At 61.8% G+C, this 18,591-nt stretch carries 14 protein-coding genes; 8 read left to right on the top strand and 6 right to left on the bottom strand.

What is annotated here, in order from left to right:
- The first annotated feature begins 13 nt into the window (after positions 1-13).
- From hemN to olsB, 6 genes are all read left to right on the top strand, one after another.
- Positions 14-1,366, top strand: a complete 1,353-nt coding sequence (hemN, locus tag CCR94_RS09700; RefSeq protein WP_104507687.1) for an oxygen-independent coproporphyrinogen III oxidase — start codon at positions 14-16, stop codon at positions 1,364-1,366.
- 124 nt (positions 1,367-1,490) lie between these two features.
- A complete protein-coding gene (locus CCR94_RS09705) occupies positions 1,491-3,344 on the top strand; it encodes an extracellular solute-binding protein (protein WP_104507671.1) in 1,854 nt (617 codons plus the stop codon).
- The gene (locus CCR94_RS09710; RefSeq protein WP_104507672.1) at positions 3,344-4,447 is read left to right on the top strand and encodes a microcin C ABC transporter permease YejB; all 1,104 of its coding nucleotides are present in this window, start codon (positions 3,344-3,346) and stop codon (positions 4,445-4,447) included. Before CCR94_RS09705 ends, CCR94_RS09710 begins: the two co-directional genes overlap by 1 nt.
- Positions 4,447-5,544 (top strand): ABC transporter permease, encoded by a 1,098-nt coding sequence (locus CCR94_RS09715; protein ID WP_104507673.1) that lies wholly within the window; start codon positions 4,447-4,449, stop codon positions 5,542-5,544. The genes CCR94_RS09710 and CCR94_RS09715 overlap by 1 nt, the downstream gene beginning before the upstream one ends.
- Positions 5,544-7,148, top strand: a complete 1,605-nt coding sequence (locus CCR94_RS09720; RefSeq protein ID WP_104507674.1) for an ABC transporter ATP-binding protein — start codon at positions 5,544-5,546, stop codon at positions 7,146-7,148. The genes CCR94_RS09715 and CCR94_RS09720 overlap by 1 nt, the downstream gene beginning before the upstream one ends.
- Before the next feature lie 353 nt (positions 7,149-7,501).
- Positions 7,502-8,335, top strand: coding sequence for a l-ornithine N(alpha)-acyltransferase (gene olsB, locus CCR94_RS09725; RefSeq protein WP_244594015.1), 834 nt, complete (start codon positions 7,502-7,504; stop codon positions 8,333-8,335).
- A 39-nt stretch (positions 8,336-8,374) separates the two neighbouring features.
- On the opposite strand, the gene CCR94_RS09730 is transcribed toward olsB, so the two are convergent.
- The 3 genes from CCR94_RS09730 to CCR94_RS09740 all read right to left on the bottom strand — a co-directional run bounded on the left by CCR94_RS09730 (position 8,375) and on the right by CCR94_RS09740 (position 11,572).
- Positions 8,375-9,391, bottom strand: coding sequence for a restriction endonuclease (locus tag CCR94_RS09730; RefSeq protein ID WP_158254693.1), 1,017 nt, complete (start codon positions 9,389-9,391; stop codon positions 8,375-8,377).
- A gap of 195 nt (positions 9,392-9,586) precedes the next feature.
- Entirely contained in the window at positions 9,587-10,312 is a 726-nt protein-coding gene (gene phbB / locus CCR94_RS09735; protein ID WP_104507677.1) for an acetoacetyl-CoA reductase, read from the bottom strand.
- Between the two features lie 84 nt (positions 10,313-10,396).
- Positions 10,397-11,572 (bottom strand): acetyl-CoA C-acetyltransferase, encoded by a 1,176-nt coding sequence (locus CCR94_RS09740; protein ID WP_104507678.1) that lies wholly within the window; start codon positions 11,570-11,572, stop codon positions 10,397-10,399.
- Positions 11,573-11,900: 328 nt separating this feature from the next.
- Between CCR94_RS09740 and phaR the strand changes: the two genes are divergently transcribed.
- Entirely contained in the window at positions 11,901-12,497 is a 597-nt protein-coding gene (gene phaR, locus CCR94_RS09745; RefSeq protein ID WP_104507688.1) for a polyhydroxyalkanoate synthesis repressor PhaR, read from the top strand.
- A gap of 22 nt (positions 12,498-12,519) precedes the next feature.
- Here phaR and CCR94_RS09750 read toward each other — a convergent pair whose 3' ends face one another.
- Both CCR94_RS09750 and gloB read right to left on the bottom strand, forming a co-directional pair.
- Positions 12,520-14,412 carry a putative bifunctional diguanylate cyclase/phosphodiesterase gene (locus CCR94_RS09750; RefSeq protein WP_158254694.1) on the bottom strand — a complete coding sequence of 631 codons (1,893 nt, stop codon included), beginning with the start codon at positions 14,410-14,412 and terminating at the stop codon, positions 12,520-12,522.
- A 177-nt stretch (positions 14,413-14,589) separates the two neighbouring features.
- On the bottom strand, positions 14,590-15,360 hold the full coding sequence (gene gloB, locus CCR94_RS09755; RefSeq protein ID WP_104507680.1) for a hydroxyacylglutathione hydrolase: 771 nt from the start codon (positions 15,358-15,360) through the stop codon (positions 14,590-14,592).
- 130 nt (positions 15,361-15,490) lie between these two features.
- On the opposite strand from gloB, the gene CCR94_RS09760 reads away from it, so the two are divergent.
- A complete protein-coding gene (locus tag CCR94_RS09760; protein ID WP_104507681.1) occupies positions 15,491-16,249 on the top strand; it encodes a class I SAM-dependent methyltransferase in 759 nt (252 codons plus the stop codon).
- Position 16,250: 1 nt separating this feature from the next.
- Here the strand turns inward: CCR94_RS09760 and CCR94_RS09765 are convergent, their stop codons facing one another.
- The gene (locus CCR94_RS09765; protein ID WP_244594016.1) at positions 16,251-18,134 is read right to left on the bottom strand and encodes a M23 family metallopeptidase; all 1,884 of its coding nucleotides are present in this window, start codon (positions 18,132-18,134) and stop codon (positions 16,251-16,253) included.
- Positions 18,135-18,591 lie beyond the last annotated feature (457 nt).

An 18,591-nucleotide genomic window follows, 5' to 3' on the forward strand; every position in this document is an offset into this window, starting at 1 on the left:
TCAAAGAGGGAACATGAGCAGTCTTTCGTCCAGTCTGGTCCTAGCCGAAAAGTCGGTCCCTCGCTATACGAGCTATCCGACCGCCCCCCATTTTTCCGACGCCGTGGGCGCGGAAACGGCAGAATCGTGGTTGCGCGCGCTCGACCCGCGGTCGCGGCTGTCGATCTACGTCCACGTTCCCTATTGCCGGGAACTATGCACGTACTGCGGTTGCCACACCAAGGCGACCCTGAAGCCCGAACCCCTCGACGCCTATGCCGCGACGCTTGAGCGCGAAATCGGCCTGATCGCGGATGCGACGCCTGCGCGCACCGTGACGCACGCCCATTGGGGCGGCGGCACGCCCAGTCTGCTTGGCGGCGCCCGTCTGCTGGCGCTGACGGACGCCTTGCGCAGCCGATTCGCCTTCGCGCCCGGCGCCGAAATTTCGATCGAACTCGATCCGCGCCATGTCGATCGCGAATTGACCGATTCTTTGGCTGCGGCCGGCTTCAACCGCGTCAGTCTCGGCGTGCAGGATCTCAACGATCACGTGCAGCAGGCGATCGGCCGCGTCCAGCCTTTCGAGGTGGTCGAGCAATGCGTGGCTCATCTGCGCGCCAGCGGTTTTCGCGCAATCAATCTCGACCTTATGTACGGCCTGCCGCTCCAGACCGAAGAGGACGTGATCCGCACCGCCGAATTGGCCGCTTCGCTGAACCCCAGCCGTCTCGCGATCTTCGGTTACGCCCATGCGCCCTGGTTCGCCAAGCGGCAGCAGTTGATTGACGCCGCCTCCCTGCCTGGCGCCGCCGAGCGCCTTCGTCAGGCTGCGATCACGCATGAGACCCTGGTCTCCAAGGGTTATCAGAGCATCGGCCTCGACCATTTCGCCCTGCCGTCGGACCCGATGGCGATCGCCGCGCGCAATGGAACGCTGCACCGCAATTTCCAGGGTTATACGGTCGATCAGGCCGACGCCTTGCTTCCTTTCGGCGCGTCTTCGATCGGCAAGCTGCCGCAGGGCTACATCCAGAACGCCCCCGATGTCGGCTCCTGGCGCCGCGCCATTGAGGCTGGCCAGTTCAGTGTGGTCAAGGGCGTCGCCTTCACCCGTGAAGACATCGCCCGCGCGGCGGTGATCGAACGGCTGATGTGTGATTTTAAGGTTGATTATGGCGCGATAGCGCAGGACATGCTCGGGAATGCTTCGGCCTTCGATAAGGCTGAAGAGGAATTGTCGCAGCTGGTCCGGGAGGGTGTTGCGACGCGGGAGGGGCGGTCGGTGTCGCTGACCGACGCCGGTCGTCCCTTCATGCGTCTCGTCGCTGCGGCCTTTGATTCTTATCTGCATGCGCGGGCGGCGAAGCACAGCGTCGCCGTCTAAGGCAATCACCCAACTCAGGGCTGGCTGCGATTCGATGGGATCGCAGCCAGCCCTAGCCGCCGCGCGCAAAACCGACATAATGGCCGGCGAATCTCTGTTGCATCGACGGAGCGCTTAAGGCCGCATGACCCTCACCGATAAACTCGTCTTCTCCCGCCGCGCCATCCTCGCCGCCGCCGCGACCTTTCCGTTGCTTCGGGGCGCGCACGCGCAACAGGCGCGTCTGCCTCACCGCAGTCACGGCCTTTCGTCTTTCGGCGATCTGGCGCTGCCGGCCGATTTCTCCGCCTTTCCCTACGCGCGGCCCGACGCGCCCAAGGGCGGTCAGTTGATCCTTGAGGCCGGCGGAACGTCCTACGATTCGCTCAACGGCTTCATACTCCAGGGCAATCCGGCGCAGGGCGTGAGCCTCATCTACGACACGCTGATGGCTGGCAGCCTCGACGAGGACAATGCCGTTTACGGACTCGTCGCCGAAGCCGTGGAATATTCCGACGACAAGAGGACCTATCGATTCTTCTTGCGAAAGCAGGCGCGCTTTCACGACGGATCGCCCTTGACCGCAGCGGATGTGGTGTTTTCGCTGAATGTTCTTCGCGACAAGGGCCACCCGCTGATCCGGCAATTCCTGCGCGATCTCGATCGCGTCGAAGCCGAGGCCGCCGACCGCGTTCTGGTGGTTCTAAAAGAGGGGTTTGGCCGCGACTCCATCCTCAATATCGTGGGTCAGCCGATCTTTTCCGCCGCCTATTACGCAAAGCGCGATTTCGGCCGCGCCGGGCTGGAGCCTCCGCTGGGCTCCAGCGCTTACAAGATCGGAGCTTTCGAACAGGGCCGCTACATTTCCTATGAGCGGGTCAAGGACTATTGGGCCAGGGACTTGGCCGTCAATCGTGGGCAGGGCAATTTCGACCTGATCCGCTACGACTATTTCGGCGAGCGCGCCGTCGGTTTCGAAGCCTTCAAGTCGGGCGCGGTCAATCTGCACGAGAGTTTTACCGCGTCGGAATGGGCGACCGGCTACGATTTCCCGGCCGTGCGCGACGGACGGGTGAAAAAGCAGGAGTTTCCGGACCGGCGCAGCCCCGGTTTTCAAGGATTCTTCTTCAATATGCGCCGCCCGCTGTTCAAGGACGCCCGCATCCGCGAGGCTTTGGGCCTCTGCCTCGATTTCGAATGGTCCAACCGCAATCTGTTTTACGGCGCCTATACGCGCACCGTGAGCTATTTCGAGAACACGGAAATGAAGGCGGTCGAGCCGCCCTCGCAGGAAGAATTGGCGATCCTCGAACCCCTGCGCGGCAAAATTCCGGCGGAAGTGTTCGGAGCGCCGTTCGTTCCGCCGACATCCGACGGTTCGGGGCAGGACCGGGCGCTGCTACAGCGCGCCAACACGCTTTTGAAGGAGGCCGGGTGCCAGCGCAAGGGTTCGCAACTCCTGCTGCCGGATGGCGCGCCGTTCGCCTTTGAAGTGCTGGAATTCAACAACGCGCTCGACAAGGTCGAACAGCCCATGTTCAAGGTCATGCGCCTGCTCGGCATAGAGGCGAACCTGCGCGTGGTGGATTCGGCGCAATACAAGCAGCGCCTCGACAATTACGATTTTGACATGATCACCGACCGCAAGATGACCGGCGGCGTCCCCGGCGACGAGCTTTTGGCTTATTTCGGCTCGTCCTCCGGCAAGTCGCCGGGCGGCATGAATCTAGCGGGCATCGACGATCCTGCCGTGGATGCTCTGGTGGAGCAGGCGCTCAAGGCTAAGTCGCGCGCCGAGCTGATTGTGACTTGCCGCGCCCTCGACCGCGTGCTGCGCGCCGGCCGCTACTGGATCCCGCACTGGCATGCGCTATCGCGCCGCGTCGCCGCCTGGGATTGTTTTGGCCATCCCGAAACGACGCCGCGCCTCGATCTCGCCTATTCCTCGCTGTGGTGGTGGGACGCGGAAAAAGCCGCCGCGGCCAAGGCCAAGGGCTGATGGCGGCTTATATTGCGCGCCGCCTGCTGCTGATGATCCCGACGCTGTTTGGGATTCTGGCCCTGTCTTTTCTCATCGTGCAATTCGCGCCCGGCGGACCGGTGGAGCGCGTCATCGCGCAGATGCAGGGGCAGGATTCCGGCGCCACATCGCGGTTCGGCGGCGGCGCGCAATCCACGCTGGCTGGGGCGAGGGCCGGCGCGGGCGCGGAATTCTCCGGAAAATATCGCGGCGCGCAAGGACTCGACCCCAAATTCATCGCCGAGCTGGAAAAACAGTTTGGCTTCGACAAGCCGCCGCTGGAGCGGTTCTGGCTGATGATCCGCCATTACGCGTTGTTTGATTTCGGGCGGTCCTATTTTCGCGACGCGCCGGTGCTGCAATTGATCCGCGACAAGCTGCCGGTCTCGATGTCGCTGGGTCTGTGGATGACCCTGCTGTCCTACGCCATTTCCATCCCGCTGGGCATCGCCAAGGCGCGGCGCGAAGGCGAGCGCCTGGACACCTGGACCTCTGCCGTCATCATCGTCGGCTACGCCATTCCAAGTTTTTTGTTCGCGATCCTGCTGATCGTTCTGTTCGCGGGCGGCTCGTTCTGGCAAGTCTTTCCGTTGCGCGGGCTGACCTCCGACGATTTCTCCCAGCTTTCGCTGTTTGGCAAGATCAAGGATTATCTCTGGCACATCGTCCTGCCGGTGTCGGCGCTGGCGCTCGGCAGTTTCGCGACGACCACCTTTCTCACCAAAAACGCCTTCCTTGAGGAAATCCGCAAGCAATATGTCACCACGGCGCGGATGAAGGGTTTGACGGAAAGCCGCGTGCTCTATGGCCATGTGTTCCGAAACGCAATGCTGATCGTCATCTCCGGCTTTCCCGGCGCATTCCTTTCCGCGTTCTTCACCGGTTCGCTGCTGATCGAGACGATATTTTCCCTCGACGGCCTCGGCCTGCTGTCGTTTGAATCGACGCTCAATCGCGACTATCCCGTCGTCTTCGCCAATCTCTACATTTTCGCCTTGCTCGGCTTGTTCATCAATCTGCTCTCCGACCTCACCTATGCCTGGATCGATCCGCGCATCGATTTCGAGACGCGGGAGACGTGATGTTCAAGCTCACGCCGATCACGCGCCGGCGCCTGCGGGCCTTCGCCCACAATCGTCGCGGTTATTGGTCGCTCTGGCTGTTCCTGCTCGCCTTCATCGTCTCGCTCGGCGCGGAATTCATCGCCAACGACCGTCCGATCCTCGCCTGGTACAAGGGCGAAGTGCTGTTTCCGGCCGTCCGCGACTATCCGGAGGAGAAATTCGGCGGCTTCCTCGCCGAAACCGATTATCGCGACCCCGTCATCTCCAAGGAAATCGAGGCCAATGGCTGGATGATCTGGCCGCCGATCCGCTATTCCTACAACACCCACAATCTCAGCTTGCCGACGCCGGCGCCCGCCGCCCCGACCTGGATGCTCACGGACGCGCAATGCGTCCACGGCAAGACTTTTGGCGGCGGTCCCGCGCAAAACTGCCGCGACATCGAATGGAACTGGCTCGGCACCGACGATCAGGGTCGGGATGTGGTGGCGCGGTTGATCTACGGCTTTCGCATTTCCGTGCTGTTCGGGCTGCTGCTCGCTTCGATCTCCTCGGTTGTCGGCGTGGCCGCCGGCGCGGTGCAGGGCTATTTCGGCGGCTGGACCGATCTGCTGATGCAGCGGTTCATCGAAGTCTGGTCGTCGCTGCCGAGCCTTTATCTGCTGATCATCCTGTCGGCCATCGTCACGCCCAGCTTCTTTGTGCTGCTCGGCATTCTCCTGGCTTTTTCCTGGGTCAATCTCGTAAGTGTCGTGCGCGCCGAGTTTTTGCGCGCGCGCAATTTCGATTATGTGCGGGCGGCGCGGGCGCTGGGGCTGAGCAACAGCAAGATCATGATCAAGCATGTGCTGCCCAACGCCATGACCGCGACGCTCACCTTCCTGCCTTTCATCCTGAGCGCCTCGATCACGACGCTGACGTCGCTGGATTTCCTCGGGTTCGGCTTGCCGCCGGGTTCGCCTTCGCTGGGCGAACTGCTGCTCCAGGGGAAAAGCAACCTGCAAGCGCCCTGGCTTGGCCTTTCCGGCTTCGCCGTCATCGCCGTGACCCTGTCGCTGCTGGTCTTCATCGGCGAGGCGCTGCGCGATGCCTATGATCCACGAAAAGGGCTTTGATGGACGCGCCCCTGCTTCGCGTAAAAAATCTCTCTGTCTCGTTCGGCGATGTTCCGGCGGTGCGGGAGGCCTCGCTCACGCTGGCGCGCGGCAAGACGCTCGGTATTGTCGGCGAATCCGGCTCCGGAAAATCGGTCACGGCTCTGGCGATCGTGCGGCTGTTGGCGCCCGGCGCGCGGATTGTCGGCGGTTCGATCGATTTTGACGGACAGGAATTGACCACGGCGCCGGAAAACGCGCTGCGCGATTTGCGCGGCGTGCGCATCGGCATGGTGTTTCAGGAGCCGATGACCTCGCTCAATCCGCTGCATGTGATCGAAAAGCAGATCGGCGAAGCCCTTGAGGTGCATGGCATGGCCTCGCGGGAGCGCCGCCGCGCCCGCGTGCTCGAACTGCTGAAGGAAGTCGGTCTGCAAAACGCCGAGGCGCGCATGGGCGCCTATCCTCATGAATTGTCGGGCGGGCAGCGCCAGCGCGTGATGATCGCCATGGCGCTCGCCAACAACCCCGACCTGCTGATCGCCGACGAACCGACAACGGCGCTGGACGTGACGGTGCAGGCGCAGATCCTCGACCTGCTGCGCGACCTGCAGGCCCGCCACGGCATGGCCATTCTGTTCATCACCCATGATTTGGGATTGGTGAAGAAGATGGCCGACGAGGTCGTGGTGATGAATGGGGGGCGTGTGGTTGAATCCGGCGCCACGGCCGAAATTTTCGCCGCGCCGCGGCACCAATATACCAAAATGCTGCTGGCCGCCGAACCCCAGGGCGATCCGCCGCCCGCCGACCTTTCCGCGCCTGACGTGCTTTGCGCGGAAAATCTGCGCGTCTGGTTTCCGGTCAAGACCGGCCTGTTGCGCCGCGTCACCTCCTATGTGAAGGCCGTGGATGGCGTGTCCGTCCGACTGCGCAAGGGACAGACTCTCGCCGTGGTCGGCGAATCCGGCTCGGGCAAGACCACACTGGGGCTGGCTCTGCTGCGATTGATCCGTTCCGAGGGGCCGATCGTCTTCCTCGGCCAGAACATTGACTCGTTCAGCGCGAGGAAGATGCGACCGTTGCGGAAAAAGTTGCAGGTCGTGTTCCAGGATCCTTACGGCTCGCTGTCGCCGCGTCTTTCCGTGGCCGAGATCGTCGAAGAAGGGCTGATTGTTCAAGACAGAGGTCTGTCAGCCGACGAACGGCGCAAGCTCGTCGCCCGCGCGCTGGCCGACACCGGGCTCGATCCGAAGACAATGGATCGCTATCCCCATGAATTTTCCGGCGGCCAGCGGCAGCGCATCGCCATCGCCCGCGCCCTGGCGCTCGATCCGCAGGTCATCGTACTGGACGAACCCACCTCGGCGCTCGACCGTTCGGTCCAAGCCCAGATCGTGGAGCTTTTGCGCGCGATTCAGGACAGGCGCGGCCTGTCCTACCTGTTCATCAGCCACGATCTCAAGGTGGTGAAGGCGCTCGCGTCCGAGATCGTCGTGCTGCGCGACGGCAAAGCGATCGAGCAGGGCGCGGCGGCGGATATATTCGCCAACCCGCGCGAAAAATATACGCAGGATCTGTTCGCCGCCGCCTTCGACATCGACAATCATCAGGCGAAATCCTGATCCAGGGCTGCGTAACAGGTCGAGCTGATCGGGTTTGACGCGCCTCATCAAGACCTTCAGGAGATCGACGCCCCGTCGTTCGATAGGGCCATGGGTTGCCCCGCGCGTGTTCGCAACAGCGGAACACAACAGGGCGACCTGGACATTGCGCGCTTGGACGCGCGAGGGTGTCATAAATCTTTTTTGTGAGAGTCTTATCTGTCAAACGTCCGTCGGGCGGTGACGATATAGACCTCTGCCTGAATTAAAGCCGGACCGCGATATCGGATAGCCGGATGCGCCGCTTGCCCACATTTGCTGGTATCTCCACCAAACTTCACTGGCCGCCGCGCGGAATCAAGCGCTTCAGGACGATGTCAGACGCCGGTCTCGGACCGTCCGTGGGATGGTCGGGCGCGCTTGAGTTGCGGATTGCCGTGAAGAAGTCCGAAATCCGCAAGGCGCAAAAACTTCGATACAAGATTTTCTTCGAGGAAGGCGGCGCGACGCCAGATCCCAAGGCCGCCCTTACGCGACGGGACATTTGTCGCTTCGACAAGATTTGCGATCATCTTATCGTCATCGATCACATGGCGCGCAACCGCTTCGGCCAGAACAAGCCGCGCGTTGTCGGCGCATATCGCCTGCTTCGGCAGGAAGTCGCGCAGGCGCATTTCGGTTTTTACAGCGCGCAGGAATTCGATATCGGACCGTTGCTGGCGCGGCATCCGCAATCTCGATTTCTTGAATTGGGTCGGTCATGCGTGCTCGCCGAATATCGCGGCAAGAAAACGATCGAAATGCTGTGGCGCGGCATATGGGCTTACGTGAAACACCATCGCATCGACGCGATGATTGGATGCGCAAGCATTGAGGGAACAGACGTATCGTTGATCGCGAACCAACTGAGTTTTCTGTATCATTTTTCGCAGGCGGCGCCAGAGTGGCAGACTTCGCCCTTGGCGCGCCGTCATACCGAGATGAATCGTGTCTCCAAGGGCGACGTCGATGTGAAGAAAGCGCTGGCGTCCCTTCCGCCGCTCATCAAAGGCTACATGCGGGTTGGAGCGAAATTCGGCAATGGCGCTGTCGTCGATCGGCAATTTGGCGTCACCGATGTCTTTGTCGTCATGCCGATCAGCGAGATAGAAACGCGTTACATCGAATATTTCGACGAAGATGCGGCTGCGATCGTCAAGGCTGCGTGAACGAGAGTCCGCAGGGATCGCGGCCATTTTCGCGTCGGGTCAATCCTCGGGGTCGACGTCCGGCACGAGAAGGCGTCTCAACGGAATGATCTTTCGGAATTTTGGATCGAGTCCGTCATAATATTTTTCGATCAGGCTCACGAATTCGGCGCCGTCGATGAGCCTGAAATTTGCTTTGCTTCGAGCGAAGTCACGCGCCGCCGCCGTATAGCCGCCTGTCGTGATGAAAATGCCGACATTGCGCTCGTGGATCATGGCGTAGAACGACTTGACCAGATCCGCGCCGATGTTCGCCTCGTGCGCCTTGACCTGAATCTTCAGGATTGGCGGCTCGATGCCCAATTCGTCGCGATGCGCGATGACATCGATGCCGTCGTCGCGCGAGGCGCGCGTCGCATGGGCGTTATAGCCCATGGCGCGAAACAGGTCGGCGACAAAGGGCTCCATCGGGGCGCCCTTCAACTCGCTCTTGAGTTTTTTCGAAATGAAGTCCTTCGTCGTCTCGACAATGTCGCGCGCGACCACCGCCTGCGTGTCGTCCTCGGCGAGCACGCTCGCGAATTCGCCCGCTCCGGCTGGCGGTTCAAAGCGGCGCACAAATTCTCCGATGAAATTGCGAATTTCGAAAATCGTCAGCGTGGCGCCCAGTTCGTAAAGAGCCCCCTGGGAAAATTCGTCGCGGCCGAGCGACTTCAGCCAGCGCACGCCGCGGCGATGGGGGAAGTCAGGATTGGTTGAGGGATCATAGAGATAAGGCGTGGAAATTTCGCCCCATAACAAGGTGCGATCGATCTTGCGCGGATAGATCACACGGTCGCCGATTTTCATTTCGTGAACGAAGCGAAACAATTGCCCCGCTTGAATTGGAATTGCGCCCGGCTTCCGGTCGCCAACGCCTTCGGCGAACGCATCCTTGAATGCGGCGCGTTGGGCCGGCAGAGCGCTGACATCGCGATTGACGCTTAGGAAGCTGACGGCCAGAAGGCCGCCTTCGATGAAGAGCGGGTCGGCTTCGCTCTCGCCGCCGGCGCGAATGGCCCAGACCCGGTAGCTCATCATCCGTCCATGGAAAAGACGGCCAGGGGGCAGGCCGTCAGCCCTGAGCGCGTCCAACGTGCTGTTTGGGCGCTCGATTGGCGAAGCTTACGCGCCGACGGCAAGGGACGCCAGCGGGCTTCGATGCAAGATGATATCGCCGATCCCGCGCTTTCCTGCAAGAGACCGGCGAACTGTTGAGGCGCGACCGTGCGGTCAAGACATCAGCTGACCGCCATTCGCGGAAATGGTCGATCCGGTCATGAACCCGGCGTCATCAGCGACGAGGAAGACAACCGCGCGGGCGATTTCCTCCGGCTCGCCAAGACGGCCGATCGGAATAAGAGGAAGGATCGCCTTTTCCAACACCGCCGGATCGATGGCGCGAACCATTTCGGTGCCGATATAGCCGGGGCAGACCGCGTTCACGGTAATGCCCGCGCGGGCGCCTTCCTGCGCCAGCGCCTTGACGAAACCGATATCGCCGGCCTTGGCCGCCGAATAGTTCACCTGGCCCATCTGGCCCTTCTGGCCGTTGACCGAGGAAATGCAGACGACGCGGCCGAATTTTCGCGCGCGCATGCCTTCCCAGACCGGGCGGGTCATGTTGAACAGCGAGTTCAGATTGGTGTTGATGACCCCGTACCACTGGTCCTTGGTCATCTTGTGGAACATGCCGTCCTTGGTGATGCCGGCATTGTTCACCAGCACGTCCACCGGGCCGAGATCCGCTTCGACCTTGGCGATGCCGGCGACGCAGGCGTCGTAATCGGAGACGTCCCACTTGTAGACGTTGATGCCGGTTTCGGTCTTGAATTTCTCCGCGGCTTCATCATTGCCCGCATAGGACGCCGCGACCTTGTAGCCAGCCGCCTTCAGCGCCTTGGAAATGGCGGCGCCGATCCCGCGCGTGCCGCCGGTGACGATTGCAACTCGAGACATTTCTTTTCTCCCCCCACTTTTTAAAAAAAGTCTTTTGTAGAAACGCGCCGGTGTGGACGCTCCGGCGCGTCAAGAATGCAGCTGTCAGCGCTCGACGGTCAGCGCGATGCCCATGCCGCCGCCGATGCACAGCGTCGCCAGGCCCTTCTTGGCGTCGCGCTTGAGCATTTCATGCAGCAGGGTGACGAGAATGCGTCCTCCGGACGCGCCGATCGGATGGCCAATGGCGATGGCGCCGCCGTTGACGTTGACCTTGGACGTATCCCAGCCGAGATCCTTGTTGACCGAAATCGCCTGGGCGGCGAAGGCCTCGTTGGCCTCGATCAGGTCGAGGTCCTGGATATTCCAGCCGGCCTTGGCCAGCGCCTTGCGCGAGGCAGGGATGGGGCCGGTGCCCATGATGGCGGGATCGACGCCGGCCGTCGCCCATGAGGCGATGCGCGCGAGCGGGGTGAGGCCGCGTTTGGCGGCTTCGGCCGCGGTCATCAGGACGATGGCGGCGGCGCCGTCATTGATGCCCGAGGCGTTGCCGGCGGTCACCGTGCCTTCCTTGTTGAAGGCCGGACGAAGCTTGGCGAGGGCGTCATAGGTCACGCCGTCGCGGATGAATTCGTCGGTGTCCACGACGATATCGCCCTTTTTGGTCGAGATCGTGTACGGAATGATCTCGTCCTTGAACCTGCCGGCCTTTTTGGCGGCTTCCGCCTTGTTCTGGGACGCGGTGGCGAACTGGTCCTGTTCCTCGCGGGTGATCTGGAATTTGGTGGCGATGTTTTCCGCTGTCACGCCCATGTGGTAGCCATGGAAGGCGTCGGTCAGGCCGTCGCGCAGCAAGGTGTCCAGAAACTTGAGCTCGCCCATCTTGACGCCCGAGCGCATGTAGGCGGCGTGCTGCGACTGCGACATGCTCTCCATGCCGCCGGCGACGATGATGCTGGCGTCGCCACTGGCGATCTGCTGCAGCCCGAGCGCCACGGTGCGCAAGCCGGAGCCGCACAGCTGGTTGATGCCGAAAGCGGTCTTCTCGTCGGGAAGACCCGCCTTGCGCGCGGCCTGGCGCGCCGGGTTCTGGCCCTCGCCCGCAGACAAAATCTGGCCGAGAATGACTTCGTCGACGTCCGCGGCCTCGACCTTGGCGCGCGTGAGCGCGCCCTTGATGGCGGCCGCGCCCAGTTCATGGGCCGGGACGGTGGCGAAAGCTCCGCTGAAAGAGCCCACCGCCGTGCGTACGGCAGAAACGATCACGACATCAGTCGACATGCAGAATCCTCCGGAAAGTCGCCGGGGTCCTGTTGGACGCGCATTTATCGGCGACTTGAGGCTAGTTTGATCATTTCGCCCACCGCAAGGTCAAGGCGCATGGCGTATCGACCCATGGTCTTTTGGTTGTAGAGCCGGAGGACTTCACAAATCCGCGCCAGACCCGAAATTATAACCGACGGCGATGCAGTCCGCGCGAGAACTTGTCGAGCGAACAAGGAAATCCATTGGGGTCTCCGCCAGAACTCGGCTTGCTAATTTCGCGGAAGAGGGCTTTGCTTGCGACAACGCAATGATCATCCGGCCATTGGCCGAACGGGACCGGGAAATGACCAACGAAAAGCAACCTGTCACAATAAAGAAATATGCGAACCGTCGCCTCTACAACACCGGCGCGAGCGCTTATGTGACTTTGGACGATCTCGCGGAAATGGTGAAGGCGGGCAATGATTTCGTCGTTTACGACGCCAAGAGCGGCGAAGACATCACGCGCTCGGTTCTCGCCCAGATCATTTTCGAGCAGGAAGGCAAGGCGGGCCAGAATCTCCTGCCGATCCGCTTCCTTCGCCAATTGATTCGCTACTATGGCGATTCCATGCAGATGCTCGTTCCCAGCTATCTGGAGTTTTCGATCGATCGACTGGCGTCCGACAGCCAGAAGTTCCGCGATCAGTTCGATGCGGCCTTTACCGCCAACCCATTGGCCAACCCATTGGCCAATCCGACGCGACAGATGTTCCAGACCATGGAAGAGCAGGCGCGCAAGAACATGGCGATGTTCCGCGAAGCCCTCGACATGTTTTCCCCCTTCGGCGCGAACGCCGCCGATCCAGCCAAGACCGCCGCGTCGCAGGAATTGAATGAGATGCGCGCCCAACTGGCGGACATGAAGAAGCGCATCGACAACTTGACCCAGAAGGAATGAGGACTCGACGGGCCGAACAAGGTCAGTTCCGGGCGGCGGGTCGCCGATCCAATTCGGGCACCGTCGCGGCGGCGAAATAGTCGCCCTGCAAGTAATCCACGCCCCAATCGCTGAGGATTTTCGCCGTTTCCGCGTCTTCGACCCATTCCGCGACGACGGGCAGGCCGACATGACGGGCGAGGTCCACCAGTGTCTTCACGAAGAACCGATCGTCGGCGGATCGGGAGAGATTCTGAACGAACGCGCCGTCGATCTTGACCAGGTCGAAAGCGAAGCGGCGCAGGTTCTTGAACGACGTGTGGCCGGCGCCGAAGTCATCCATCGCGACCTTCGCGCCGCATTTCTTGATCTCGGCGATGGCGCGCACGGTCGCCTCAATGTCCTCGATGGCGCAAGTTTCCGTGAATTCGATCATCAGGCGTCGCGCCAGTTCCGGGAAGGGCCCGAGATGCGCGCGCAGGCGGGAAATGAAGTCCGGGTCGCGCACGGTCAGGCCAGACACGTTGACCGACAAGCGCAGGCTGGGATCTTCGATGAGTTTTTTCAAGCCCAGTTCGAGGATCCTATGGTCGACCATCTGGATCAGTCCGGATTTTTCCGCTGTCGGCAAGATCGAGGACGGGGACACCAGCGCGCCGTCCTTTCGGCGCAAGCGCATGAGTCCTTCGTAAAGCGCCGGCGCGCCTGTGCGCGTGTCGATCAGGGGTTGCATGGCCAAAACGATGCGTCCGTCGGTCAAGGCCGAAACGATCTCGTCGGAAACCTTGAGCGCCTTCATGCGCGAGTCTTCCCGCGCCAACGACGGTTCGTAGGCGACCAGACGCGCCGCTCCCGGTTGGCGCGCGAGATCGAGCGCCTCCTCGGCGTGCTGAAACAGCAAATGAACAGCGCGGCCGTTGCGCGGCGCGACGGCGCCGCCGATGCGCAAGCCCGCAGGTACGGGGCCGGCTGTCGTCTCGAATGGCGAGCCTCCAACCACTTCGATCAATCGTTCGGCGGCGGCGGTCATTTCGGCCGTGTCGCAGTTTTCGAGCACCATCGCGAACTTGTTGCCGGCGTAGCGCGCGACAAGATCGCGCTCACGGCAATTGGTCCGCAGCCGCTGGGCGATTCCGGCGATCACCTGATCGGCGATGTCATAGCCATAGGTGCGATTGAGCAGGAAGACATTGTCGATCGCCACCAGAAGGGCGGCGAAACTTTGCTTTTTCTTGGCCGCCTGGGCGTAGAATTGGACGATCTGTTCAAGCAGGCTGGCGCGGTTGAGCACGCCGGTCAGCGTGTCGAAGCGCGACTTGAACGCAAGCCGGCGCTCCTGCTTGTAGCGTTCGGTGATCACGCGCACCAGGCCGTGCGCGCGCGTGGGCCGACCGTCGGAGCCCGCGAACCAGCGGCCCGTATCCTCGATCCAGACGGTCGCCTCGCGCGGACTGTCGGGAGGAATCAGACCGTAGCAAATCTGGAACGGCACGCCTTTTCCGCTATCCGTCGCGGTTGATCGCGCTATGGCTTCGTAGCGCGAACTTTCGCTGTCGTGAGACAGGCATTCGGCGAAGGCGCGGCCCGTCGCGATCGGCGCCACGTTGGAAATGCCAAAAACCGATGCGGCATTCGGTCCCCAATTGATGGCGTCGCTGCGCAGATCCCAATCGTAAACGACTTCGCCGATGGAATCGAGGATGCGCCGGGGATCGGGCGCAACCGTCGGACGCGAGGAGAGCGCGGGCGCCGCCTCGGTCGGAGGCGCTGGCGCGAGGATCGGTCGGGGAGGGGGCGCCAATGGAGGCTGGCTGGCCAGAGAGCTTTCAGGCTCCAGACGCCGCTCGGCCTTCGACACGTTCTCGCGGAGGATGTCGGCGTCAGTTTCGGCCGCGATTTTTTTTGGCGCGCGAGCGGCCAGATAGCGAAGTTGCACGGGCATGGTTCCGAAAGTTCAGATGCGCTTTAGACTTGCCGTGGTTCAGTTAACGGCGCGTATAAGAAATTGCGGCGGTTTGAGCGTTTGGCGCGAAGGTCAGGGCGCATTCTTGCCTTAGGTCACGCCAAGACCCCAACGATTGCGCGTCAGGCGCGCGAGAGAGGTCGAGAACCGTCAAAAACGGTTTTTCCTCTCACGCAGTTCCGCAAAAACGTCGACGCTGTCCGCTTTCTCCATGCCCAGGCTTTTTCGCAGATCCGAATCGTCAGCCCGCAGGAAGGGATTGGTCGCGCGTTCGCGGCCGAGGGTCGTGGGGAGCGTGAAGGCGTTCGCAGCCCGCAAGCGCTCCGCCTCCGCCGCGCGCGCCTGCAACGCGGGATTGTCGGGATCGACCGTCATCGCGAAGCGCGCGTTGGCCAGGGTATATTCGTGACCGCAGTACGCCAGGGTCTCCGAAGGGAGGGCGGCGAGTCGCGCGAGGCTTGTATACATCTGGAGCATGGTCCCTTCCATGACCCGACCGCAGCCGAGCGAAAACAGCGTATCGCCGGTGACGACCACGGCCTCGTCCGGGAGGTGATAGACGACATGGCCGAGCGTGTGGCCCGGCGTTTCAAGCACGCGCGCGGCGCAACGCCCAAAAGAGATCACGTCGCCTTCGGCGACCGAAAGGTCGAGGCGCGGCAATCTTTGCGCGTCTTTGCGCGCCCCGATGACGCGCACATCCGGGAAGCGCGCCCTGAGCGCGTCCACGCCGCCAATATGATCGTGATGATGGTGCGTGATCGCGATGTCGGTCAGCCGCCAATCCTTGGCCTCCAGGGCGGCGGCGATCTGGTTCGCGTCCGGCGCGTCGAAACAGACCGTTGATCCTGTTTCCGGATCATGCGCCAGCAGGCCGAAATTGTCGCTCAAACATTGAAACAGATGAAACTGGGCCGCCATGGACAGCGCTCCGAAGGGGTGACGTCGGCAGATTACCAACGCCAGACGCAAAGGGAATGACCTCGCGCTGTTTTTTCCGCCGCCGCAATAGGCCTTGCGTCCACAAGGATTTTGTGTCGATCCTACCCGCATGGCGCTCGATGTCACTGATCTCCGCGGTTTTTACGCCTCCTCGCTCGGGAAGACCGCAAACCACTTGGTCTGCGCGCATCTCGCGCGTCGCTGGGACAATCTCGCCGGACTTTCTGTTCTGGGGCTCGGCTATGCGACGCCCTATCTGGACCGTTTTCGTGGCCAGGCTCTGCGTTTGCTCGCCATGATGCCTGCCGAGCAGGGCGTCGTGAACTGGCCCTCCGAGGGCGCCTCGGCCTCGGCCTTGATCGACGACACCATGCTGCCGCTGCCCGATTCCTGCATCGACAGGGTTCTGCTCGCCCACGCTCTTGAAACGGCTGAGCATCCGAGGGAACTGCTGGAGGAGGTCTGGCGGGTTCTCACGCCCGGCGGACGGTTGATCGTCGTCGCGCCAAATCGTTCCGGACTCTGGGCGCGCCTCGATTCGACGCCGTTCGGGCACGGACGACCTTTTTCACGCGGCCAGCTGCACGACCTTATGCGCGAAACGCTGTTCTCGCCGATTTATTGGAGCGAAGCGCTCTACACGCCGCCGCTCAATCGGGCGATGGTGTTGCGTCTGGCTCCAGCCATCGAGGGCGTTTCGGCGAAACTGTCGCTTCCCGGCGCGGGCGTGATTGTCGTTGAAGCCACCAAGCAATTGTATCGACTGGTTGGCGCCCGTCGCGCACGCCGGAGTTTTCCCGAACTGGCCCCGGCTCTGACGCCGTCGCTGTCGCCGCGTCCCCTCGGATCCGGCCGGGACTTGCGCTGAGCTATTTGCCCGCGACTTGCGAACTGTTCGGCGCTTTCGCCATCAAGCCGTCGATCCGATCGCGCTCCTTCCTGAAGTCGACGAGCAGTTTGCCTTCAAACTGGCGCGTTTTCGCCAGTCTTACGCGCAACGGATCGACGAAATGCCCGTTGACGATGACCTCATAATGAAGATGAGGCCCCGTCGCGAGTCCAGACGCGCCGAGATAGCCGACGATCTGGCCCTGTTTGACCCGGTCTCCCTCACGCAAGCCGCGCGCGAACGCGGACATGTGGTTGTAGGTCGTCACGTATCCGTTATTGTGCTCGATCTCCACGCGACGGCCATAGCCCGAATCCCAACCCGCCTTGATGATCGTTCCGTTGCCGGCGGCAAAGATCGGCGTGCCGATCGGCGCCGCCCAGTCCACCCCGTTATGCGGGCGTGAGTAGTGCAGGATGGGGTGAAAGCGCATGCCAAAGCCGGAGCGCAATTCGCCTGAAGCAATGGGCTTCCGCACCAGGAATTTTCGGGTCGATTTGCCCGCCGGATCGAAATAGTCGACGCTCTGATCGTCAGGCGATTGAAAACGATAATATTTGTAGGTCTCGCCGCGGGCCGTGATCGACGCATAGAGCAGATCGGCGTGCTCGCCGTCGTCGCCATTGTCGAAAAACGCATCGATGGAATCGCCTGCGGCGACCGGACGTTGAAAGTCGACATCATTGCTGAATGTGCGAACCATCTGATCGATGATCGGACGCGGAAGATCCTGCTTAAGCGCTGTTTCGTAAAGCGAGTTGTAAAGCCGCATGCCATCGGAATCCTGGTCGTTTTCCGAGTCGGAGTCACCCTCCTGCGACTTGCGCGAGGCGGCCTTGGCGTCTGATGGTTCGGAATTCTCGAGCAAGAGATACCGACCGCTGTCGGCCAAGGCGACTGACGCCAGAATGCGTTCGTCATCATAAACCGTCAGACGCGCGAGTTGAAGGGCGACGGAATTATCGGATTCCGCGAATGACAGCTTGATCCGACGCCCTTCCGACACCGCATCATTGGCGCGGCGCGAACTGAACGCTTGCTTCACCGCCGCTATGGTGGGCTTCGGCACGCCGGCCGCAGCCAAGACATCGTCGAGCCCCTCACTCCGGCGGATGACCACAAGTTTGTCCTTGGCGGCTCGCGCCTCGGAATCACTGACAGGATTGGTGGTGCGCGGCGCCAGCGTCACATTCTCCGGAACCATTCGCACCTCGATCGATGAGAACGGCGAACTGACGTTGACATTGCCAGGCGTCGCGTAGGCGAGGCCAGCGCCATTGGCGTCAAACGACGCGCGGCTAGTCTTCATCAGCAGCAATTGCGGAGGAAGCGTCGGTGACGCCTTCGACCCCCCCGTTTGTGCGTGCTTGAGGGTTTCGGTGATCTGCGCGCGCACTTCGTCCAGCGACAACGCTCCATTTGGCGCGCTGAATTGGCTGGCGGACAGATCGGTGGCGGTGAAACTGACTTCAGCGACGTCAGGAGCAGGCGCGGCTTCGGGCGCCTCGGGCGAGGGATTGCTCGAGTCGGAAAGCAGCTTGAGCGGATTGAATTCGGGCACGTCGGCGCCCAGTCCGGTGTCCGAGAGCGCCAGCGTCGTAGAAACACGCGTGAAGGACCTGTTTTTGATGACCTCACGGTCGCCGACCTTGGTCGCGGTCGGGGTCTTGTACGTCTGTTTCGCGGCGACGATGTCGATCGATTTTATAAGGCGGTCGCCCTTCGCGGGATTGACCTTTACGCTTTCACCCTGGTCTTTCCTGTTCAACAAGGCGCGCGTGGGCGCTTCCGCGAAATTCGCCTCTCGATCGAAGGCTGCATAGATGGCGCCGCCGAGCAAGCCCGCGCCGATGAGACCGGTCAATCCCGACCCAGCCAGCCAACGCAACGAAACGCGTCGCGCAGATCCTCTCATTTGCCGTTCGCCACGAGCGTCGAGTGGCGGTTCTGCGCCGGCCGGCGACGGGAACATCGTGCGCCGGGCGATGGCCGAGCGGAATGCGACGAAATTGACCGAAGTCGCCAAGAAACGGCCTCCAAGAACATGAGCACAAGAGATAGCCTCAAAATGCGGCTCTGTCTCCTATCGCCCCTATGCGGAGGCGCTGCCTTATACATCGGCGAAGGTGGCTCAAATGCGGCGTTGGGGCGGCTGGAGGGTTTGGTAGTCCAAGGGCTTGAAGTGGTGTGTTTTTTCAAATTTTCTTATTTTTTATGTTTGGAGCGCTTGACGGTTCCGGTTTGGAGGTCCTATACAGCGGCCATCGACGGCGTCGCCGCGGACTTGCGGCGGGCGCTGACGCGTCTTCAGATGAACCTTT

Source organism: Rhodoblastus sphagnicola, from assembly GCF_002937075.1.
Taxonomy (GTDB): Bacteria; Pseudomonadota; Alphaproteobacteria; order Rhizobiales; family Beijerinckiaceae; genus Rhodoblastus; species Rhodoblastus sphagnicola.